The sequence below is a fragment of the Flavobacterium notoginsengisoli genome (assembly GCF_042686225.1).
GTDB classification, from domain to species: Bacteria; Bacteroidota; Bacteroidia; order Flavobacteriales; family Flavobacteriaceae; genus Flavobacterium; species Flavobacterium notoginsengisoli.
Genome location: NZ_JBHUOT010000004.1, coordinates 199,415 through 220,341, shown reverse-complemented (window position 1 = coordinate 220,341; position 20,927 = coordinate 199,415). Strand labels below are relative to the sequence as shown.

Below are 20,927 nucleotides of genomic sequence, written 5' to 3'. Positions count from 1 at the left end.
ACTTATATTTTTTCTGTTGAAAGTTCCACTTTGTGCGGTCCTTTATTGATAATTTTTCCAATTAGAAGTAAAAATAACATTCCAAGTAAAAGGTACAATCCTATAAATCCTAGTAATGTAAACAAGGTATTTCCTGAGGAAACTGTAGGTGAAGCCCCTGCTGAAGTTCGTAATAAATTATAAACCAGCCACGGTTGTCTTCCTAATTCGGCAGTGTACCATCCGGTTGTATTCGCAATATAAGGAAATGGCATCATGAACATTAGAGACCATAAAAGCCATTTGGTTTCAAACAATTTCCCTCTGATTAATTGAAAAAGTGAAAGCACCATCAATCCAATAAAAACCGTTCCGAGTCCAACCATAATATGGTACGCATAATACAATCCCGAAATATTGGTTGGATGAAGATCTTCTTCAAACTGATCTAAACCTTTTATTTCCTGATCCCAATTTCCGTAAGTCAGGAAACTCAGAATATTTGGAACAGCAATTTTATTGTCCAGTTTCTTGTCTTTTACATCAGGCTGACCAATTAAAACAATTTCAGAACCTTTTTTCTCTGTATGAAAAATCCCTTCCATTCCGGCAAAAGTCACAGGCTGATATTTTACCACATTCTTAGCCAGTAAATCTCCAGTAGGAACTGCTACAATAATACTAGAAATCAATCCAAAGATTACTCCTGTTTTAAGAAATAATTTTCCAAAAGAAACATTCTTTTTACTTAAGATATAGAATGCTCCAATTCCTGCCACAACAAAAGAACTTGTTACCAAAGAAGCAGCCTGATTGTGCAAATAGGAAGGCCAAAGCCAAGGATTTAAAAACAAAGCCTGAAAATTATTGAGTACAAATTTTCCGTTTTCCAGAATTTCATAACCAACCGGATTCTGCATCCACGAATGTGTAGCAATGATAAGGAATCCGCTGGCCCAGGAACCAATCATGATTAATAATCCGGTTACAAAATGCCATTTATGTCCGAGCAATTTTTCTCCAAATAAAAATATTCCAAGAAAAGAAGATTCGAGAAAGAAAGAAAACATTCCTTCCATTGCCAGTGTCTGACCAATGATTCCGCCTGTTAACTCAGAGAACTTTGCCCAGTTGGTTCCAAACTGAAACTCCATCGGAATTCCGGTGACAACACCCATTGCAAAATTGAGGGCAAAGATTTTCATCCAGAAATGGGTGGCGTGATTGTATTGTTCGTCTTTAGTTTTAAGATATTTCCATTTGAAGTAAACAATGATAAGCGAAAGACCCATTGTAAGCTGTGGAAAAAGATAATGAAAAGTAATGGTGAATGCGAATTGCATTCGATCATAAAAGAGCATTTCTTCCATAATGGTAATTTGTTTATGAAGTTCCACAAATTTAACCATTAGAACCCGAATTAACGCCCTTTAAAAAAAGTTTATCGCCTGATATTTGTTAAACTTTTCAACAATTTTGAAAATTGGAAATCACACTTGTCTTTTCAATGTCTCCTTAATATTTGTCAATTTCGACTGAAAGTAGAAATCACACTAGAAACTCGACAAAAATTGACGATATACATTACGGAATTCCGTGTGTGATTTCTCCTTTCAGAAATGAAATGACAAGATTATCTATAGATTTACGTCCTTAAACATAGCCCGCGGTTTCAACCGCGGGAAACGTATCGTGATTATGCATGAGTTCCTGCGGTTGAAACCTCAGGCTAAGTTTGATTTTGATAACGCGGTTATTATTGATTATTTTTCTAAAATCCCTTTTTCAACACTTTCGTTAATCAGACCTTCGGCATAATTCCATAAAGTTGTTGATCCGTTTTTGATAATGCTTTTTTTAGCATGAACTTTATCATAAGTCACTCCAAATTCTTTCCAGGTTCCACCGTTGTTAGAAGTATTTTGTAATAAAGGTTCTAATCTGTCCATAGATCTGGCAAATTTAGCTTCATTGGTTTCGCCTGCTTCAAATTCTTCCCAAATGGCTATTAATTCTTCAGCTTGCTTTTTCGGCAGTAGGCCAAAAATTCTGTTTGCCGCCAATCTTTCTTCATCCGTGTTATCATGGCTTTTTACTGTATCATAAATAAAAACATCTCCAGCATCAATTTCTACGATATCGTGTATCAAAACCATTTTTACGACTTTCAAAACATCAATTGGCTCATTTGAATGCTCCGCCAAAACAATTGCCATTAAGGCCAGATGCCAACTGTGTTCTGCATCATTTTCGCAGCGGTCACTGTTGAATAATTTTGTCTTACGCTGAATGTATTTTACTTTATCAATCTCTTTTATAAAAGCAATTTGACCTAATAAATCTTTCGTGTTCATATAACTGATTATTTTTTTTTCTTAAAAATGACATTCGTCATATACAAAATTAGAAGTAAAAGCGTAATTGCTCAACTTTAAATCACTTTATATAACTCCCATGACAAAATCCACGTTAAATTTTAACAGAAATCGAATTTCTGTAACATTAGTCACCTATTTTCCGAGAAAACAGCATTACATTTGTACCCCACATATTTTAGATTTCATATCATGAAAATAGAACAAATTTACACCGGATGTTTAGCACAAGGTGCTTATTATATTACCTCAGATGGTGAAGCCGCTATTATTGATCCTCTTAGAGAAACTCAGCCTTATTTAGATCGTTTGGAAAGAGATAACGTAAAATTGAAATACATTTTTGAAACTCATTTCCACGCCGATTTCGTTTCCGGACACGTTGACTTAAGTAAAGAAACAGGCGCTCCAATTGTTTACGGACCAAACGCTGCCTGCGAATTTGACTGCATTTCTGCAAAAGACGGACAAGAATTTAAAATCGGACAAGTAACTATCAAAGTATTGCATACTCCAGGTCATACTATGGAGAGTACAACATTTTTGCTTATTGACGAAAACGGAAAAGATCATGCTATTTTCTCAGGCGATACTTTATTTATTGGAGATGTTGGACGCCCTGATTTAGCACAGAAAGCAGCGGGAATGACACAAGATCAACTGGCTGGAATTTTATTTCATTCTTTAAGAGATAAAATCATGACGCTGAACGATGATGTGATCGTTTATCCTGCGCACGGAGCCGGAAGTGCCTGCGGAAAAAACATGAGTAAAGAAACCGTTTCGACTATTGGAAACCAAAAAGCAACAAATTATGCTTTGCGCGCGAACATGACTGAAGCTGAATTTATTGAAGAAGTAACTGATGGTTTATTGCCTCCTCCTGCTTATTTCAGTATGAACGTTGCGATGAACAAAGGCGGATATGAAAGTTTTGAAACAGTTCTTCATAATGGAATGAAAGCCATTAATGTAAATGAATTTGAAGCAGTTGCAGAAGAGACCGGTGCTTTAATTCTAGACACTAGAAGTGCGGCCGATTTTCATAAAGGTTTTATTCCTCAGTCTATTAATATTGGAATCAATGGTGATTTTGCTCCTTGGGTTGGAACTTTGATTGCTGATGTAAAACAGCCAATTATTCTGGTTACAACCGTTGGAATGGAAGAAGAAACCGTTACACGTTTAAGCCGAGTTGGTTTTGATACAATCATTGGACATTTGGAAGGCGGTTTCGAAGCCTGGCAAAAAGCAGGTTTTGAAATCGATACCGTAAACAGAATTACTGCAGAACAATTTGCAAACCAAGTAAATATCGAAACTGATAAAATTGTAGACATTCGTAAAGAAACAGAATACGCAGCAGAACATATCGAAGACGCTTACAGCAAACCTTTGGCATATATTAATGACTGGGTAAAAGATATTAACCCAAATGAGCATTTTTATCTGCACTGCGCCGGCGGATACAGAAGTATGATTGCCGCTTCAATATTGCAAGCACGAGGCTTTAGAAATTTCTCTGAAGTTGAAGGTGGTTTTGGAGCGATTTCAAAAACCAATCTTCCAAAATCAGATTTTGTTTGTCAAAGCAAAACATTAAACGCATAATTTTAAGGTACAGAGATGCAAAGGTGCAAAGCGACAAAGTTTTCCCCTTTGAACCTCTGAACCTTTGAACCTCTGAACCTAAAAAAATGAGTATACTTGAAATCATTAAAGAACCTTGGCCTTGGTATGTTGCCGGCCCGCTAATTGGATTAACAGTTCCTATTTTATTAATTATCGGGAATAAATCTTTCGGGATTAGTTCTTCGCTTCGTCATATTTGTGCGGCTTGTATTCCGGCAAATATTTCATTCTTTAAATACGACTGGAAAAAAGAAAGCTGGAATTTATTCTTTGTTTTCGGAATATTTCTTGGCGGTGTTATTGCTGCTTATTTGCTTTCTAATCCAAATCCAGTTGCAATTGCGCCGGAACTTTCAGAGCAATTAGCAGGTTACGGAATTACAGATCATACCGGTTTAGTTCCTGCTCAACTTTTTTCATGGGAAAGCTTATTTACACTTCGTGGTTTCATTATGATGGTTGTCGGTGGATTTCTAGTAGGTTTTGGAACACGTTACGCAGGTGGATGCACCAGCGGACACGCCATTATGGGAATTTCAAATTTACAATGGCCTTCTGTTGTGGCTACAATCTGTTTTATGATTGGCGGTTTTGTAATGTCACTTTTGATTTTACCTTACATTCTTTCACTTTAAAATTTCAAAAATGAGCAATTTAGAAAATAAAAATACAGACAGCGAAGGAATCAACGCAAGCCATAAAAAAGAAACTGCATTTGCCAATCTTAAATATTTAATAGTCGGCATCTTTTTCGGAATTGTATTCGTAAAAGCAGAAATCATCAGTTGGTTCCGTATTCAGGAAATGTTCCATCTTGAATCGTTTCACATGTACGGGGTAATTGGTTGCGCTGTTTTTGTTGGATTAATTTCAGTACAATTAATTAAGAAATTCAACATCAAAACTCTTGATGGCGAGAAAATCGAAATTCAGCCAAAAACTTTCAATAAAGGACAAATCTACGGTGGACTAATGTTTGGTTTCGGATGGGCAATTACCGGAGCTTGTCCAGGACCACTTTTTGCTCAAATTGGAACTGGCGCAACTGTAATCGTGGTTACTTTAGTAAGTGCCATTTTCGGAACCTGGGTTTATGGATTGATTAAAGATAAACTTCCTCATTAAAATTTGTTTCAGGTTTTCTTTATTTCAAGTTTCAAGCTGATTTAACCGCAAAGTTCGCAAAGTTTATTTACATAGCTTTGCGAACTTTGCGCTTTATACGACCTAATTAGAAAAGAATCTTGCGTGCTTTGCGGTTAAATATCTTTCTTCATCAATTTTTAATTTCCTTTTGTTAAGTTTGTTTAAAACAAATAAGTTCCATAAAAGCAGTGTAAAATATGAATCGTTCAGAGCAGTTATCCAAACTACAGAATACCAAAAATTGGGACGTAATAATTATTGGCGGTGGAGCAAGCGGACTAGGAACTGCAATTGATGCTGCAAGTCGTGGTTATAAAACCATTTTATTAGAAGCTGTAGATTTTGCAAAAGGAACTTCCAGCCGAAGCACCAAATTGGTTCATGGCGGTGTACGTTATCTGGAACAAGGAGATATTCATTTGGTCAGAGAGGCACTAAAAGAAAGAGGATTGATGGCTCAAAATGCAGGTCATTTGGTCAAAAATCAATCCTTTGTGATTCCGAATTACAATTGGTGGAGCGGTTATTTTTACACTATCGGATTAAAAATTTATGATTTATTGTCGGGCTGTTTGAGTTTAGGAAGTTCGAAATACATTTCAAAAAAGAAAACTATTGAAATGCTTCCAAATGTAGAAGAAAACGGATTAGTAAATGGTGTTATTTATCACGACGGTCAATTTGATGATTCCCGTTTGGCAATTAACCTCGCACAAACTGCTGTCGAAAATGGAGCTTGTATTTTAAATTATGTAAAAGTTGTCAATCTATTAAAAGACAATAAAAATCAGATCATTGGAGTTCAGGCAACCGATCAGGAAACTGGAATTACTTATGAGCTAAAAGGTTCTGCTGTTATAAATGCTACAGGCGTTTTTACCAATGCCATCATGAAATTAAATGATAATGTTTATAAAAAATATATAGTTCCAAGTCAGGGAATTCATTTGGTATTTGACAAATCTTTTCTGCCTGGTGAACATGCCTTAATGATTCCGAAAACCAAAGACGGAAGAGTTTTGTTTGCTGTCCCCTGGCATAATCGTGTTGTTGTAGGCACGACGGATACTTTAATAAAAAAGCAAAGTTTAGAACCGATTGCTTTAGAAAGCGAAATTCAATTTGTTCTGGAAACGGCTCAACGATTTCTGACAAAAAAGCCAACAAGAGCCGATGTACTTTCTGTATTTGCTGGCTTACGTCCTTTAGCAGCACCAAAAGAAGAAGGAAAAAGTACCAAAGAAGTTTCCAGAAGTCATAAAATAATTGTTTCTGAAACCGGCTTAATAACTATTACCGGAGGAAAATGGACAACGTATAGAAAAATGGCCGAAGAAATAATCGATAAAGCTATTTTAAAAGGAAAACTTCCTAAAAAAGAGTGCGTTACACAGCACTTATCCATTCATGGAAATAAACCTACCACAACTCGGGACAGAGAGAATCATTTGTACATCTATGGTAGCGATATTCCTTATATACAACAATTACAAGAAAACGAACCTGAATTAAAAGAAAAAATACATCCCGATCACGAATTCACGATTGCTGAAGTCGTTTGGGCTGTGCGCTACGAAATGGCCCGAACCCTTGATGATGTTTTGGCAAGACGTGTTCGCTTATTATTTTTAGATGCAAAAGCAGCAATTCTGTCTGCTGAAAAGACAGCCCAAATTATGGCTAAAGAATTGGGTAAAGATGAAAATTGGATCATAAAAGAAATGGAAGATTTTAATGAAATTTCGAAAGGTTTTCTGCTTTCTGAGTTCAGAAACAGCTCAAAAATGGATTTTCAGAAGCAATAAATTTCATAATTAAAACAAAAGTCAAAAAAAACATATCGTTTTTAATTACTTCTTACCGCCAGCAAATAATTGATTTCACCTAATTATCCTTCAAGATTATTTTTAAGTTAAACATTTAAAAAACAACACTTTAATTCATAAATTAAAATTAACTTTATTCTCAAATTCAATTTTAATTACTCTTTGAATTCCTACAGGTTTTTATAATTAACAAATTTTTAACATGACACTTGTATATACAACTATTAAAAGTTCTACATTTGTATATACAAATTATACACTTACGACTATGACAATTGAAGAGGTTATTAAGAGTACGGTTAAGATGGATAATGCGAAAAAAGTTATACTGAATATCATGTACACACAAAATGTGGTTCAGGATCATTTCAACGAGTTAATTAAACCGTATGATTTATCTGGAGAGCAATATAATGTGTTACGTATATTAAGAGGGCAAAAAGGGAAACCAGCCAACATGTGCGTAATACAAGAACGAATGCTTGCTAAAACAAGCAACACAACAAGATTGGTGGACAAATTGTTATTAAAAGAATTTGTAACACGAAATGTCTGTCCGGATAATCGACGAAAAATCGAAGTTTTGATTACCCAGAAAGGATTAGATGTTTTAAAAGAATTAGATCCGAAAGTAGACGAACACGAAAAAACGTTTGCTGACAATCTAAAACCAGAAGAATTAGTTTTCTTAAATCAGTTATTAGAAAAATTTAGAACCAATAAATAAAATTACTATTATGAGCAATATCGTAGAAAATCTAAATTGGAGATACGCAACAAAACAGTTTGATGCAACAAAAAAAATCTCTGATGCAGATCTAAACACTTTAAAAGAAGCAGTTAGATTAAGTGCTTCTTCATACGGATTACAACCCTATAAAGTTGTTATCGTTGAAAATCCAGCGTTAAGAGAAGAACTAAAAGCGGCAGCCTGGGGACAAACTCAAATTACAGATGCTTCTCACCTATTCATTTTTGCAAATGACTTAAACCTTGACACTGCATCTGTAGACAAATACATCAGCAACATTAGCGAAACCAGAGGTGTACCAGTTGATGCTTTAGGCGGATTCAGTGATATGATGAAAGGTGTAATCACCAATTTATCTGCTGAAGCAAAACACATCTGGACTGCAAAACAAACTTATTTAGCTTTAGGAAACTTATTAAATGCTGCAGCAGACTTAAAAATCGATGCAACTCCAATGGAAGGCTTCAATGCTGCAAAATTTAACGAGATTTTAGGTTTCGATAAATTAGGTTTAAATGCATCAGTAATTGCAACTGTAGGTTACAGACATGATGAAGATACTACACAGCATTATAAAAAAGTTAGAAAATCAAACGAAGAATTATTTATCACACTATAATTATTTATTAATCCAATTCAAATTTTAATTTTAAAAAACATGAAAAATTTAAAAACTATTGCAATAGCATTATTCGTAGCAGCAGCTGGTATCTCAGTAAACGCTCAAACTAAAAAAATCGACGTAAAAGCATCTACTATTAAATGGGTAGGTAAAAAAGTAACCGGAGAACACTCAGGAACTGTAAACTTCAAAGACGGAGCTGTAGTTTTCAAAGGAAAAAAATTAACTGGTGGTAGCTTTACTGTTGACATGACTTCATTAACTGCAACTGATTTAACTGGAGAATACCAAGGAAAATTAAACGGGCACTTAAAAGCTGACGATTTCTTCGGAACTGATAAATTCCCAACTGCAAAATTAGTTTTCAAAAAAATCGGTTCTAAATCTGCTGATGTTTATACAGTAACTGCTGATTTAACTATCAAAGGAATCACTAAACCTGTAACTTTTGATATCACTGTAGCTGGAAACACTGCAACAACTGCTTTCAAAGTTGACAGAACTAAATACGATATTAAATACAACTCTGGTAATTTCTTCCAAAACTTAGGAGACAAAACTATCAATGACGAATTTGAATTAGCTGTAGCTTTAAAATTCTAATTTTTAAGACTTACTAGTTCAGAAAATCATAAAACCCTGACAGTTTTAAACTGTCAGGGTTTCTTATTTATATACTTTTCACAACCTTAACATTCTTAACTGTATAGTAACTCTTTCGTAATAAGCATCGGGACTTTGATTAACATACGGCTTCTATTTTTGGGGAAATTTAAAAAAATCAAAAACTAGAAATTAAAGTCATAGTTATGAAAACAAAATTACGTATTGCATCTATTACATTCATTATCAGCTTTTTCGTACAAGCCCAGCAACAACCAAAAGGAATAACTGGAAACACAAACTGGATGAACAACTGGACTAGTTTTAGACCTGCTGCAAATGACTATAGTGAAGCAACCAATATAATTGCCGGAACTATTGATAAAGACACCAGATTAGTAAAACGTAATGTCTATCATTTAGTTGGTGTTGTTTACGTGACCAATAATGCTACTTTGACTATAGAACCAGGAACAGTTATTCGTGGAGACGACAAAACTTGTGGTACTCTTGTTATTACAAACGGTTCAAAAATTATTGCAGAAGGCCTTGAAACTGATCCAATTATTTTTACATCTGAAAATGAAATAAACAACAGAAAACCGGGCGACTGGGGCGGAATCATTGTTTTAGGAAAAGCGCCGATTAATACTTTAGGCGGCGTTCATACTTTGCCTTTTGACCTTGAACCAACTTTAAATCATTACGGTGGCCAGGATCCTGAAGATAATTCAGGGATTTTAAAATATGTTAGAATTGAATATGCAGGAAGAAAACTAAGTGCTTCAAAAGAACTTAATGGACTATCTCTTGCTGGTGTTGGAAGAAAAACAATCGTAAGTAATATTCAAATTAGTTTCTCCAATGATGATTCTTTCGAATGTTATGGTGGAGATTTAAATCTTAGCAATTTAATTTCTTTTAGAACCACTGATGATGACTTTGATTTTACTCAAGGTGCTCAAATCAACATTAGTAATAGTATTGCGATTCGTCATCCGTTTTCTTCAGATATTTCGGGTTCAAGATGCTTTGAGGTTGACTCTTACGAGAAAATTGCTAATACTGATATGACCAAAAAAATGACTAAAATAAATGCGAGTAATATCACTTTGGTTAATCTGGAAGAAAACAATCAAGGTTTGGTTAGAGAATCTGCTTACATCAGAGAAAATACTTTTTTTAACTTAACCAATAGTGTAGTTTCCGGTTTTGAACCTTTCATTTTACTAGAAGGTGCAATTGGAAACGGAGAAGCTAATCTTTCTAAAATCAGCTTTAAAAATGTTATCGCAAACAATTGTAAAGGTGAGATCGAAAGTGAATCTGCAAGCAACAATTCGGGAATAAAAAACTATTATAGCAATCCTCAAAATGATATTCAATTCACTAAAGTGAAGTTAAGTGAGCTGTTTTATCTTCCAAATATAAAAGCAAATCCAGATTTTAGATTAAATGTAAACAACACGCTGGCTATTGGAAATTAAGGATTTGCAACCTATTGCACGAATAAAATTTAACAAATTTTGAAATTTTGAAAAGATTTTTTTGAAATTTTATGTACTCTATTTAAAATTACATTTATATATTTGTGACATCAAAATAAAGAAATGAGAACAATTTTAAACAATACTTGGTGGTGGAGCAATTTACGTCAGACGTCGTGAACAAAGCTTCCTATGGTATTGTAAGAAAACTATAAATATAAAAGGCTTGTCATCACGACAAGCCTTTTTTTTTGGTCCAAAATTGAAATAAAAAAACTAACACAATTAAAAAACTATATACATTGAAACCTTTTATCCTTAATACCAATTACAAGCAAATTCTGGCAGATACTGTTACACCGGTTAGTATTTACTTTAAAATCAGAGATAAATTTCCAAACAGTTTATTATTGGAAAGTAGTGATTATCACGGAAATGACAACAGTTTCTCTTATATCTGCTGTAATCCAATTGCTACTATCAAAATAGAAAACGAAGTTATCTCCAAAACTTTTCCTAACGGAACTTCTGAGAAAATTAATATTGATTCTTCAACAAATATTCCACAGGTTATTCAGGAATTTTCAGGTCAGTTTAAATCGGAGAAAAATGATTTCAAGTTTATCAACAACGGTTTATTTGGATATATTTCTTACGATGCTGTTCGTTATTTCGAAAAAGTTTCAATTGCTAAGAAAGACAATGCAACTTCAATTCCGGATGTTTTTTATGCGGTTTACCAAAATATTATCGCAATCAACCATTTCAAAAATGAAGCATATATTTTCTGCCATAGTTTAGACGGAAAAAACAATATTGCTGAAATCGAACAATTATTACAATCCAGAAATATTGCTTCTTATAAATTTTCTAAAGAAGGTGAAGGTTTCTCTAATTTAACTGATGAAGAATTTAAAGAAAATGTGGCTTTAGCCAAAAAGCACTGTTACCGAGGAGATGTATTTCAATTAGTATTATCCAGAAGATTTACTCAAGGTTTTAAAGGTGACGAATTCAATGTTTACAGAGCTTTAAGAAGCATTAATCCTTCTCCGTATTTGTTCTTTTTTGATTATGGAGATTTCAAAATATTCGGTTCTTCTCCGGAAGCACAAATTATTGTCAAAGACAGAAAAGCTGAAATTCATCCAATTGCAGGAACTTTTAAAAGAACTGGAGATGACGAACGTGATGCACTTTTAGCCAAAGAACTTTCTGAAGATAAAAAAGAAAACAGTGAGCACGTAATGTTGGTTGATTTGGCCAGAAATGATTTAAGCCGAAATGGTCATGATGTTAATGTAGAAAAATACAGAGAAGTTCAGTTTTTCTCTCACGTAATTCACTTAGTTTCAAAAGTAACAGGACATTTACACGATAAAGCAACAACTATGCAGGTTGTAGCAGATACTTTCCCGGCAGGAACATTAAGCGGAGCTCCAAAACACAGAGCCATGCAGTTAATTGAAGACTGCGAAAAAACAAATCGTAATTTTTACGGAGGCGCAATTGGTGTTATGGATTTTGATGGAAATTTTAACCACGCGATTATGATTCGAACTTTCCTTTCTAAAAATCATCAATTACATTGTCAGGCTGGTGCCGGAATTGTAGCCAGTTCTGATGAAGAAAGTGAAATGCAGGAAGTTTACAATAAATTAAGGGCTTTAAATACAGCGCTGGAAATGGCGGAAAAAATATAAGTTTTTTTTGTTTCAGGTTTCAAGTTTCAAGTTGTTGGAACGTAAAACAAACCTGAAACTTGAAACAATTAACCAACAAACCATAAAAACCATGAAAAAAGCAATTTCGATTTTGATTTTAATTATTACTATGACGTCTTGCAATTCTGAAAAGAAAAATCCGATTGAAGGAACCTGGCGTCTTATATCAGCTGAAACTACTGAAAAAGATTCGACTTTTTCAACTTTCAATAAAAACACCAAAATGATTAAGATTATAAATGACTCTCACTTTGCTTTTCTAAATCATGATTTAAAAAACGGAAAAGATTCAACGACAGCATTATATTTTGCAGGAGGCGGAAAATATACTTTGAAAGACAGTATTTATACCGAAAATCTAGAATATTTTAATAATCGCAACTGGGAAAATAACAAATTCGAATTTGTAGTAAAAGTTCAAAACGACACCTTAATTCAAAAAGGAATCGAAAAAGTAGAAAAATTAGGCGTAGATCATATTATTATTGAGAAATACGTTCGAGAAAAATAAGAAAATTTGGTTTTAGGTTTAAAGTTTCACGTTCCAACAACCTGAAACCTGAGACAAAGAAAACCTGAAACAAAAAAACACAACACAATGAAAAAGATTTTAGTTATAGACAATTACGATAGTTTCACTTACAACTTGGTGCACTATTTAGAAGATTTAAACTGCGAAGTTACTGTTTACAGAAACGACGAATTTGATATTGATGAAATCGCTTCTTTTGATAAAATATTACTTTCTCCGGGACCTGGAATTCCGGATGAAGCAGGTTTATTAAAAGCAGTAATCGAAAAATACAGTCCAACGAAAAGTATTCTTGGAGTTTGTTTAGGACAACAGGCAATTGGCGAAGTTTTTGGCGGAACACTTTCCAATCTTGACAAAGTATATCACGGAGTTTCAACGAATGTAAAAACAGTAGTAGATGACGAAATTCTGTTTGAAGGTTTAGGAAAAGAATTTGAAGTTGGAAGATACCATTCGTGGGTTGTAGATACCAATCTTCCTGACGAACTTGAAGCAACTTCGTTTGACGAAAACGGACAAGTAATGTCTTTAAGGCACAAAAATTATGATGTAAGAGGCGTTCAATTCCACCCAGAAAGTGTACTGACTCCAAACGGAAAAAAAATGTTAGAGAATTGGATTAAGAGTTAGTGATCAGTTTCAGAATTTTAGTATTCAGTCACAGTTTACAGTCACAGTAAAAACTTAGAACCTTAGTCTCTTAGTAACTTAGAATCTTAAAAAAAAATGAAAACTATATTAAATAAATTAATCAATCACGAAGTGCTTTCTAAAGAAGAAGCGAAACTAGTGTTAATTAATATCTCAACAGGTCAATATAATCCAAGCCAGATTTCGGCATTTTTGACTGTTTTTATGATGCGAAGCATAACAATCGATGAGCTTTCGGGATTTCGCGAAGCCTTATTAGAATTATGTATTCGTGTCGATTTATCTGCCTATAACACCATCGATTTATGCGGAACGGGTGGCGATGGAAAAGACACTTTCAACATTTCGACTTTAGCTTCTTTTGTTTCTGCAGGAGCCGGAATTAAAATTGCCAAACACGGAAATTACGGTGTTTCCTCTATTTCAGGATCGAGCAACGTGATGGAAAAAATGGGAATTAAATTCAGCAATGATCCTGACTTTTTAGAAAAATGCATCGATCAGGCTGGAGTTTGTGTTTTACACGCTCCCCTATTTCATCCTGCAATGAAAAATGTTGGACCAATCAGAAAAGAACTGGCTGTAAAAACGTTTTTCAATATGTTGGGGCCAATGGTAAATCCATCTTTTCCACAAAATCAATTGGTTGGGGTTTTCAACTTAGAATTGGCAAGAATGTATGCCTATTTATATCAAAACACCGATGTTAATTTCACCATCTTACATTCGCTTGACGGCTATGATGAAATTTCATTAACTGGCCCAACCAAAACAATTTCGAACCACATGGAAGGAATGTTAAATCCTGACGATTTTGGCGTTCATCTTTTATCTCAAACCGAAATTGAAGGAGGTAAAACCATCGAAGAATCGGCTGAAATCTTTACCAATATCATTTCTGGAAAAGGAACCGAAGCCCAAAACAATGTAGTTTGTGCCAATGCCGCAATGGCAATCGCAACCGTTACAAAATGTTCTCCAAAAGAAGGTTTTGAATTAGCAAAAGAAAGTCTTTTGTCAGGAAAAGGACTAAAAGCTTTACAGAAATTACAAGAGTTAAGTAAATAAATTTGTTTCAAGTTTCAGCTTTCAAGTTGTTTGAACGTTCGACAAACTTGAAACCTGAAACTTAAAACTTGAAACCAATCAACACAATGAATATCCTAGATAAAATAATAATAGACAAGAAACGAGAAGTTATTTTAAAGAAATCAATCATTCCGGTTTCTCAATTGGAAGCTTCGGTATTTTTTGGAAAACAAACTATTTCTCTTAGTCAGAAACTAAAAGAAAGTAATTCCGGAATTATAGCAGAACACAAACGTCGTTCTCCTTCAAAATCAATCATCAACAATAATTTTACGGTTGAAGAAGTAGTAAAAGGTTATGAAGATGCCGGAGCTTGCGGAATCTCCGTTTTAACAGATGGAAAGTATTTTGGAGGATCCTTAGACGATTTACTTTTGGCAAGAGCATCTGTAAATATTCCGCTTTTACGAAAAGAATTTATTGTAGACGAATACCAAATCTTAGAAGCCAAAGCACATGGCGCCGATTTAATCCTTCTAATTGCAGCAGTTTTAACGAGAGAAGAAATAAAATCTTTATCTGAATTTGCTAAGAAACTAGGTTTAGAAGTTTTACTGGAAGTTCACAATCAGGAAGAATTAGAAAAATCAATTATGCCAAGTTTGGACATGATTGGTGTGAATAACAGAAACCTGAAAACATTTGAAGTAAGTTTAGATTTCAGTAAAGATTTAGCATCGCAAATTCCTGACGATTTTGTAAAAGTTTCGGAAAGCGGTATTTCATCAGTAGAAGCTATTCAAGAACTAAAACCTTACGGTTACAAAGGTTTCTTAATTGGAGAAAACTTCATGAAAACCGATAATGCGGGACAATCCGCAACAGAATTCATCAGTCAAATAAACCAATAAGATTTGCCACAAAGTCACAAAGGCGCAAATTTAACTTGTACTCGTTTGTAAAAAAACTTAGTGTCTTGGCGTCTTAGCGACAAAAAAACAATTAAAACTTAGTGTCTTAGCGCCTTCGCGGCAAAAAACAAATAAAAAAATGAAACTTAAAATATGCGGTATGAAATATCCTGAAAATATTCTCGAAGTAGGCGCACTTTTGCCTGACTATATGGGATTTATTTTCTGGGAAAAATCCGCGCGATATTTTGACGGAACTATTCCTGAATTGATCAAAACAGTCAAAAAAGTGGGTGTTTTTGTAGATCAAAGTCAGGAAGAAATTCTGGAGAAAGTCGCAAAATACAATTTACAAGCCGTTCAGTTACACGGAAATGAATCCGTTGAATTTTTATCGGAACTAAAAGAACAATTACCTAAAAAAGTCGAAATCATAAAAGTATTTTCAGCCGATGAAAGTTTTGATTTCGAAGTTATAAAACCTTTTGAGCCAGTCTGCGATTATTTTTTGTTTGATACCAAAGGAAAACTTCCGGGCGGCAACGGAACAACATTTGACTGGACCATATTAAAAAAATACAATTCCAAGAAACCTTTCTTTTTAAGTGGTGGCATTGGAATGAAAGAATTAAAAGCCATTGAAGAAATTTCAAAAACCAATTTACCAATTTACGCTGTCGATGTAAATAGTAAATTTGAAATTGAACCAGGGCTGAAAAACAGAAATTTATTTAGCAATTTCAAACGAAAATTTGATGTTGCCAACTTTTAAAATTTAAAAAAATGAGTTTTAACGTTAACGAAAAAGGATATTACGGAGAATTTGGAGGAGCTTACATTCCCGAAATGTTATATCCAAATGTAGAAGAACTACGCCAGAAATACTTAAGCATAATGGACGAACCAGATTTTAAAGCGGAGTTCAACCAATTGCTTAAAGATTATGTCGGACGACCAAGTCCGTTGTATTTTGCAAAACGCTTATCAGAAAAATACAATACAAAGGTTTATCTAAAAAGAGAAGACTTAAATCATACCGGAGCGCATAAAGTTAATAACACAATCGGGCAGATTTTATTAGCTAAACGTTTAGGTAAAAAAAGAATCATTGCCGAAACCGGCGCTGGTCAACACGGTGTAGCAACTGCAACAGTTTGTGCATTAATGGGAATTGAATGTATCGTTTACATGGGCGAAATTGACATTGCACGTCAGGCACCAAACGTAGCGCGTATGAAAATGTTAGGCGCAGAAGTTCGTCCGGCACTTTCAGGTTCACGAACTTTAAAAGATGCGACAAACGAAGCGATTCGTGACTGGATTAACAATCCTGTGGATACGCATTATATTATTGGATCTGCAATTGGACCGCATCCTTATCCGGATATGGTAACACGTTTTCAGAGTATTATCTCGGAAGAAATCAAATGGCAGTTAAAAGAAAAAGAAGGTCGCGAGAAGCCTGATTATGTTGTAGCTTGTATTGGTGGCGGAAGTAATGCAGCCGGGACTTACTATCATTTTTTACACGAACCAGAAGTTGGAATCATTGCAGTTGAAGCGGCAGGAAAAGGAGTTGATAGCGGTCATAGTGCCGCTACGAGTAAATTAGGAAAAGTTGGTGTTATTCACGGTTGTAAAACGCTGTTGATGCAAACTCCAGACGGACAAATTACAGAACCGTATTCTATTTCGGCTGGATTAGATTATCCCGGAGTTGGCCCATTGCACGCGCATTTAGCACAAACCGGACGTGGAGAATTTTTCTCAGTAACCGATGATGATGCCATGAATGCAGGTTTACAATTGACAAAATTAGAAGGGATTATTCCAGCCATTGAAAGTGCTCATGCCTTTGCCGTTTTGGATCAAAAGAAATTCAAACCGACAGATGTTGTGGTAATTAGTCTGTCCGGACGTGGCGATAAAGATTTAGATAATTATATTGATTACTTTAAATTGTAATAAAAATTGTAATTTGGACATTGGTTTTTAAAATCGCCAACGCTAACAAATAACGAGAAAAATCATAATTATGGAACTATTATTCTCATACGGAACACTAAGATCGAAACAAATTCAGATGCAGATTTTTAATAAAGTTTTAGTTGGAACTCAAGATCAAATATTGGGTTACAAATTAAAAAGTTTACAAATTGAAGAAGAATTTGGAATGGCTGATTATGTTGTTGCAGTGCCTAGCGAAAATCTGGAAGACATTATACATGGTGCTGTTTTTGAAGTGACTAATAACGAATTATTAAAAGTCGATCAGTTTGAATCTAATTCTTATAAAAGAGTTCAGGTTAAACTAAAATCAGGAAGAACGGCGTGGATTTATACAGAAAATAAATAATCGCTAAATATATTACGATAAAAAACTTAACCGATTTTGGAAATCGGTTAAGATAAAAAATACATATTAATGAACAGAATAACTCAAAAATTACAAGAAGATAAAAAGATCCTTTCGATCTATTTTTCTGCAGGTTATCCCAACTTAAATGATACCGTGCAGATTATTCAGGACTTAGAAAAAAACGGAGTTGATTTAATCGAAATCGGACTTCCGTTTAGTGATCCTTTGGCAGACGGGCCGACCATTCAGGCGAGTTCTACACAGGCACTTCATAACGGAATGACGACTCAGATTCTTTTCGACCAGCTAAAAAACATCCGCGAAAGCGTAAAAATTCCATTGATTATTATGGGATATTTTAATCCGATGTTGCAATATGGCGTTGAAGCTTTCTGTAAAAAATGTGCCGAAATTGGAATTGACGGTTTAATTATTCCTGATCTTCCGGTTGACGTTTACGCTGATGAATACAAAGCAATTTTCGATAAATACGGATTAATCAATGTATTCTTAATTACCCCGCAAACTTCAGACGAAAGAATTCGTTTTATCGACAGCGTTTCAAACGGATTTATTTATATGGTAAGTTCTGCAAGTGTTACAGGATCACAATCTGGGTTTGGAAATACTCAGGAAACTTATTTCGAAAGAATTGCTGCAATGAATTTGAAAAATCCTCAAATTGTTGGTTTCGGAATTTCGAATAAAGAAACTTTCAATCAGGCTACTAAATATGCTAAAGGTGCAATTATTGGAAGTGCTTTTATTAAACATTTAAGCGAAAGCGGAAGCGGAAAAATTGAAAAGTTTGTTGGAGGGATTCGATAAAATAACTTTCAAATGAAACACTCTTTAATTTTATTACTCTGTTCGTTAGTAATTTCATGTCAAAAAATCGAAACTAAAAATTTAGTTGGAATCTGGAAAACGAAAGATTTTCTTGATACTACAAATAATAATTTTGAGGATAAAATAATATTCACTAAAGACAATTTGCTTATTATTGAAATAGTCTCTAAAGGGAAAGTGGTTAATAAAGAAACTGGAACTTATGAATTGAAAAATGATACGATTACTATAAAATTTAATAATCAATATTCATTTGATTTTAGAATTTTAAAGCTAGATGAATCCGAAATGGAGTTATTAAATATTAAAGAAAACAAAGTCATTAAATATATTAAATAATCACATTATTGTTCTAGAAAAGCTGAAACGCAAAAGTGTTTCAGCTTTTTTTTGGTCCAAAATATCGAAACCGTTTTATGTTAATATTGTGTTAAAATAAAATTAAACAAGCGTTTAAATTAAACAACTGTTTAATTTTGCATCCGATTAGAAACAATACCATGTCACAGATTGAATTAAACGACAAAAAAATTCAGATTCTTAATGTTGCTGAAAAGCTATTTTCTGAGAAAGGATTTGAGGGTACATCTATACGGGACATCTCCAAAGAGGCAAAAATCAACATTGCCATGGTTTCGTATTATTTTGGTTCAAAAGAAAGACTTCTGGAAGCTCTGATTTTTCACAAAACTGTTGATTTAAAATTGCAACTCGAAAATTTATTGCAGGAAAACATCCAACCTCTTGAAAAAGTCAATAAATTAATCGAAATTTACATTAACAGAATTTGTCTTAACAAAGGGATTTACAGGGTTTTACATTTTGAACTTTACAATAAAAAAAGAGAAAAAAGCCTTCAGGCTTTTACTGAACTTAAAAAAGGAAATTTAAAATCAGTAGAAAGCATTATCAAGCAGGGTCAATCTCAGGGAGTTTTTAGAAAAGATATTAATATCCAGCTTATTACCCCAACAATTATTGGAACCTTTTTTCACTTTCACATGAATCGCTCTTTCTTCGAGGAATTATTTGATTTAAAAACGGAAGAAATGTTTAACAATTACATTAAAAACGATCTTACAAAGCACATTCAACAAACTATAAAAGCGCTACTTGTTTATGAAAATTAGTCAATTAATGCTCTTTGGAGTTTTCTTTATAGGAATATCTTCAGTAGAAGCACAAGAAAAAACAAGTTTAACTTTAGATGAAGCCGTAAAAATGGCCTGGGAAAAGAGTAACGAAGTTACGCTTGCCAACACTAAGGTAAACACCAAAAAACACGAGTTAACAGCCGTAAAAAACAATCAGTATCCGGATCTTAAAATTTCCGGTCAATATCAGCGCCTTACAAAAGCTTCTATTGATATGCACAACGAAGGTGAAAGTGCTGCCACTCTGGCTTCTCCGGATCGTGCAATGCTTGGAATGGCAAATTTAAGCTTACCTATTTTTGCCGGTTTTAAAATCCAAAGCAGTATTGATGCTTACGACAGCATGTATGAAGCTGAAACTGCTAATGCTGCAAAAACTAAAGAAGATGTTGCTTTAAAAGTAATTACGTATTACACTGCTTTGTACAAAGCGCAAAAAACTTTAGATGTTTTAAACGAAAATCAAAAAAGTGCTAAACAGCGTGTAACAGATTTTACAGAATTAGAAAAAAACGGAATTATTCCGAGAAATGATTTGTTGAAAGCACAATTATTAGTTTCAAAGACACAATTATCTATTGATGAAGCTAAAAATAACTTAAACAATATTAATTTTTATCTGACAACTTTATTGAAAATGGCTCCTGAAACACAACTTCAGGTAAATGAGGCTGATTTCTTTAATTTAAAAACCAATAATGCTCCAACAACTGATGCATTAGCGTTGGAAAGCAGAAAAGATTTAGAAGCAATCCGCTTACAGTCTAAAGCTTCAGAGGCAAATATTAAAATTGCAAAAGCAGGTTATTACCCAACGCTTTCTTTGCTTGGAGGTTATACAGCTTTAGATCTGAAAGATATTATTACGGTGAAATATGCAATGAATTTTGGTTTAGGCTTATCTTATGATTTATCGGGAATTCTAAAAAACAGTGCTCACGTTAAAGAAGCGGAAAGCAGAGCTTTGGAAGTAAAAAATACCGAAGCAATCATGACAGACCGTATTAAAGTTGAAGTTCAGAAATCTCTTGAGGATTATGACTTAGCCATCAACCAAAGTGTGGTGTATGAAGAAGCTCTACAACAAGCTGCTGAAAATTACAGATTGGTAAAAGATAAATTTGACAACGGTCTTGCGGATACTAATGACTTAGTTGAAGCAGATGTTGAACAACTAAGCGCAAAAATTAATACAGCTGTTGCAAAAGCAACAATCATTCAGAAATACTACGAATTACTTTCAGTATCAGGACAATTATCACAATCATTCAATCTTTCTAAAATATAATCGATA

General features: G+C 34.0%; 22 protein-coding genes. 20 read left to right on the top strand and 2 right to left on the bottom strand.

Annotated elements, in window-relative coordinates; translation table 11 throughout:
* Nucleotides 1-2 precede the first annotated feature (2 nt).
* Together ACFS3A_RS11365 and ACFS3A_RS11360 are read right to left on the bottom strand one after the other, a co-directional pair.
* A complete protein-coding gene (locus tag ACFS3A_RS11365) occupies nucleotides 3-1,349 on the bottom strand; it encodes a cytochrome ubiquinol oxidase subunit I (protein ID WP_379825845.1) in 1,347 nt (448 codons plus the stop codon).
* Nucleotides 1,350-1,742: 393 nt separating this feature from the next.
* Nucleotides 1,743-2,333: an HD domain-containing protein gene (locus ACFS3A_RS11360; RefSeq protein WP_379825569.1), complete on the bottom strand. Its 591-nt coding sequence runs from the start codon at nucleotides 2,331-2,333 to the stop codon at nucleotides 1,743-1,745.
* A gap of 213 nt (nucleotides 2,334-2,546) precedes the next feature.
* Between ACFS3A_RS11360 and ACFS3A_RS11355 the strand changes: the two genes are divergently transcribed.
* From ACFS3A_RS11355 to ACFS3A_RS11260, 20 genes are all read left to right on the top strand, one after another.
* Entirely contained in the window at nucleotides 2,547-3,965 is a 1,419-nt protein-coding gene (locus tag ACFS3A_RS11355) for an MBL fold metallo-hydrolase (RefSeq protein ID WP_379825568.1), read from the top strand.
* A 92-nt stretch (nucleotides 3,966-4,057) separates the two neighbouring features.
* Nucleotides 4,058-4,621 carry a YeeE/YedE family protein gene (locus ACFS3A_RS11350; protein WP_379825842.1) on the top strand — a complete coding sequence of 188 codons (564 nt, stop codon included), beginning with the start codon at nucleotides 4,058-4,060 and terminating at the stop codon, nucleotides 4,619-4,621.
* A gap of 10 nt (nucleotides 4,622-4,631) precedes the next feature.
* Entirely contained in the window at nucleotides 4,632-5,111 is a 480-nt protein-coding gene (locus tag ACFS3A_RS11345) for a DUF6691 family protein (RefSeq protein ID WP_379825566.1), read from the top strand.
* 218 nt (nucleotides 5,112-5,329) lie between these two features.
* Complete coding sequence (locus ACFS3A_RS11340; protein WP_379825565.1) at nucleotides 5,330-6,937, top strand: glycerol-3-phosphate dehydrogenase/oxidase; 1,608 nt, start codon at nucleotides 5,330-5,332, stop codon at nucleotides 6,935-6,937.
* Nucleotides 6,938-7,226: 289 nt separating this feature from the next.
* Nucleotides 7,227-7,685 carry a MarR family winged helix-turn-helix transcriptional regulator gene (locus ACFS3A_RS11335; protein ID WP_109194920.1) on the top strand — a complete coding sequence of 153 codons (459 nt, stop codon included), beginning with the start codon at nucleotides 7,227-7,229 and terminating at the stop codon, nucleotides 7,683-7,685.
* 10 nt (nucleotides 7,686-7,695) lie between these two features.
* Nucleotides 7,696-8,328: an NAD(P)H-dependent oxidoreductase gene (locus tag ACFS3A_RS11330; RefSeq protein WP_379825563.1), complete on the top strand. Its 633-nt coding sequence runs from the start codon at nucleotides 7,696-7,698 to the stop codon at nucleotides 8,326-8,328.
* Between the two features lie 39 nt (nucleotides 8,329-8,367).
* Nucleotides 8,368-8,934 (top strand): YceI family protein, encoded by a 567-nt coding sequence (locus tag ACFS3A_RS11325; RefSeq protein WP_379825562.1) that lies wholly within the window; start codon nucleotides 8,368-8,370, stop codon nucleotides 8,932-8,934.
* A 206-nt stretch (nucleotides 8,935-9,140) separates the two neighbouring features.
* Nucleotides 9,141-10,421 (top strand): hypothetical protein, encoded by a 1,281-nt coding sequence (locus tag ACFS3A_RS11320; RefSeq protein WP_379825561.1) that lies wholly within the window; start codon nucleotides 9,141-9,143, stop codon nucleotides 10,419-10,421.
* A gap of 302 nt (nucleotides 10,422-10,723) precedes the next feature.
* On the top strand, nucleotides 10,724-12,124 hold the full coding sequence (locus ACFS3A_RS11315) for an anthranilate synthase component I family protein (RefSeq protein WP_379825559.1): 1,401 nt from the start codon (nucleotides 10,724-10,726) through the stop codon (nucleotides 12,122-12,124).
* 91 nt (nucleotides 12,125-12,215) lie between these two features.
* Nucleotides 12,216-12,656: a hypothetical protein gene (locus tag ACFS3A_RS11310; RefSeq protein ID WP_379825557.1), complete on the top strand. Its 441-nt coding sequence runs from the start codon at nucleotides 12,216-12,218 to the stop codon at nucleotides 12,654-12,656.
* An 87-nt stretch (nucleotides 12,657-12,743) separates the two neighbouring features.
* Nucleotides 12,744-13,310: an anthranilate synthase component II gene (locus ACFS3A_RS11305; protein ID WP_179002642.1), complete on the top strand. Its 567-nt coding sequence runs from the start codon at nucleotides 12,744-12,746 to the stop codon at nucleotides 13,308-13,310.
* Nucleotides 13,311-13,406: 96 nt separating this feature from the next.
* Nucleotides 13,407-14,399, top strand: a complete 993-nt coding sequence (trpD, locus tag ACFS3A_RS11300) for an anthranilate phosphoribosyltransferase (protein WP_379825556.1) — start codon at nucleotides 13,407-13,409, stop codon at nucleotides 14,397-14,399.
* Between the two features lie 86 nt (nucleotides 14,400-14,485).
* Complete coding sequence (gene trpC, locus ACFS3A_RS11295; protein WP_379825554.1) at nucleotides 14,486-15,271, top strand: indole-3-glycerol phosphate synthase TrpC; 786 nt, start codon at nucleotides 14,486-14,488, stop codon at nucleotides 15,269-15,271.
* 139 nt (nucleotides 15,272-15,410) lie between these two features.
* The gene (locus ACFS3A_RS11290) at nucleotides 15,411-16,043 is read left to right on the top strand and encodes a phosphoribosylanthranilate isomerase (RefSeq protein WP_379825553.1); all 633 of its coding nucleotides are present in this window, start codon (nucleotides 15,411-15,413) and stop codon (nucleotides 16,041-16,043) included.
* A gap of 11 nt (nucleotides 16,044-16,054) precedes the next feature.
* Entirely contained in the window at nucleotides 16,055-17,236 is a 1,182-nt protein-coding gene (trpB, locus tag ACFS3A_RS11285) for a tryptophan synthase subunit beta (protein ID WP_379825552.1), read from the top strand.
* A 70-nt stretch (nucleotides 17,237-17,306) separates the two neighbouring features.
* Nucleotides 17,307-17,627, top strand: coding sequence for a gamma-glutamylcyclotransferase family protein (locus tag ACFS3A_RS11280; protein WP_109194532.1), 321 nt, complete (start codon nucleotides 17,307-17,309; stop codon nucleotides 17,625-17,627).
* Nucleotides 17,628-17,696: 69 nt separating this feature from the next.
* The gene (gene trpA, locus ACFS3A_RS11275) at nucleotides 17,697-18,458 is read left to right on the top strand and encodes a tryptophan synthase subunit alpha (protein WP_379825551.1); all 762 of its coding nucleotides are present in this window, start codon (nucleotides 17,697-17,699) and stop codon (nucleotides 18,456-18,458) included.
* Between the two features lie 12 nt (nucleotides 18,459-18,470).
* On the top strand, nucleotides 18,471-18,818 hold the full coding sequence (locus ACFS3A_RS11270) for a lipocalin-like domain-containing protein (RefSeq protein WP_379825550.1): 348 nt from the start codon (nucleotides 18,471-18,473) through the stop codon (nucleotides 18,816-18,818).
* Nucleotides 18,819-18,979: 161 nt separating this feature from the next.
* Nucleotides 18,980-19,609 (top strand): TetR/AcrR family transcriptional regulator, encoded by a 630-nt coding sequence (locus tag ACFS3A_RS11265; RefSeq protein WP_379825549.1) that lies wholly within the window; start codon nucleotides 18,980-18,982, stop codon nucleotides 19,607-19,609.
* The gene (locus ACFS3A_RS11260; RefSeq protein WP_379825547.1) at nucleotides 19,599-20,921 is read left to right on the top strand and encodes a TolC family protein; all 1,323 of its coding nucleotides are present in this window, start codon (nucleotides 19,599-19,601) and stop codon (nucleotides 20,919-20,921) included. The genes ACFS3A_RS11265 and ACFS3A_RS11260 overlap by 11 nt, the downstream gene beginning before the upstream one ends.
* Nucleotides 20,922-20,927: the final 6 nt, after the last annotated feature.

What these genes read in the sequence shown, in the direction of transcription:
- trpC (WP_379825554.1), top strand. Translation starts at nt 14,486, where the DNA reads ATGAATATCCTAGATAAAATAATAATAGACAAGAAACGAGAAGTTATT.
- ACFS3A_RS11360 (WP_379825569.1), bottom strand. Translation starts at nt 2,333, where the DNA reads ATGAACACGAAAGATTTATTAGGTCAAATTGCTTTTATAAAAGAGATT.
- ACFS3A_RS11265 (WP_379825549.1), top strand. Translation starts at nt 18,980, where the DNA reads ATGTCACAGATTGAATTAAACGACAAAAAAATTCAGATTCTTAATGTT.
- ACFS3A_RS11325 (WP_379825562.1), top strand. Translation starts at nt 8,368, where the DNA reads ATGAAAAATTTAAAAACTATTGCAATAGCATTATTCGTAGCAGCAGCT.
- trpB (WP_379825552.1), top strand. Translation starts at nt 16,055, where the DNA reads ATGAGTTTTAACGTTAACGAAAAAGGATATTACGGAGAATTTGGAGGA.
- ACFS3A_RS11365 (WP_379825845.1), bottom strand. Translation starts at nt 1,349, where the DNA reads ATGGAAGAAATGCTCTTTTATGATCGAATGCAATTCGCATTCACCATT.
- ACFS3A_RS11355 (WP_379825568.1), top strand. Translation starts at nt 2,547, where the DNA reads ATGAAAATAGAACAAATTTACACCGGATGTTTAGCACAAGGTGCTTAT.
- ACFS3A_RS11290 (WP_379825553.1), top strand. Translation starts at nt 15,411, where the DNA reads ATGAAACTTAAAATATGCGGTATGAAATATCCTGAAAATATTCTCGAA.
- ACFS3A_RS11280 (WP_109194532.1), top strand. Translation starts at nt 17,307, where the DNA reads ATGGAACTATTATTCTCATACGGAACACTAAGATCGAAACAAATTCAG.
- ACFS3A_RS11340 (WP_379825565.1), top strand. Translation starts at nt 5,330, where the DNA reads ATGAATCGTTCAGAGCAGTTATCCAAACTACAGAATACCAAAAATTGG.
- trpA (WP_379825551.1), top strand. Translation starts at nt 17,697, where the DNA reads ATGAACAGAATAACTCAAAAATTACAAGAAGATAAAAAGATCCTTTCG.
- ACFS3A_RS11310 (WP_379825557.1), top strand. Translation starts at nt 12,216, where the DNA reads ATGAAAAAAGCAATTTCGATTTTGATTTTAATTATTACTATGACGTCT.
- ACFS3A_RS11335 (WP_109194920.1), top strand. Translation starts at nt 7,227, where the DNA reads ATGACAATTGAAGAGGTTATTAAGAGTACGGTTAAGATGGATAATGCG.
- trpD (WP_379825556.1), top strand. Translation starts at nt 13,407, where the DNA reads ATGAAAACTATATTAAATAAATTAATCAATCACGAAGTGCTTTCTAAA.
- ACFS3A_RS11330 (WP_379825563.1), top strand. Translation starts at nt 7,696, where the DNA reads ATGAGCAATATCGTAGAAAATCTAAATTGGAGATACGCAACAAAACAG.
- ACFS3A_RS11260 (WP_379825547.1), top strand. Translation starts at nt 19,599, where the DNA reads ATGAAAATTAGTCAATTAATGCTCTTTGGAGTTTTCTTTATAGGAATA.
- ACFS3A_RS11345 (WP_379825566.1), top strand. Translation starts at nt 4,632, where the DNA reads ATGAGCAATTTAGAAAATAAAAATACAGACAGCGAAGGAATCAACGCA.
- ACFS3A_RS11305 (WP_179002642.1), top strand. Translation starts at nt 12,744, where the DNA reads ATGAAAAAGATTTTAGTTATAGACAATTACGATAGTTTCACTTACAAC.
- ACFS3A_RS11320 (WP_379825561.1), top strand. Translation starts at nt 9,141, where the DNA reads ATGAAAACAAAATTACGTATTGCATCTATTACATTCATTATCAGCTTT.
- ACFS3A_RS11270 (WP_379825550.1), top strand. Translation starts at nt 18,471, where the DNA reads ATGAAACACTCTTTAATTTTATTACTCTGTTCGTTAGTAATTTCATGT.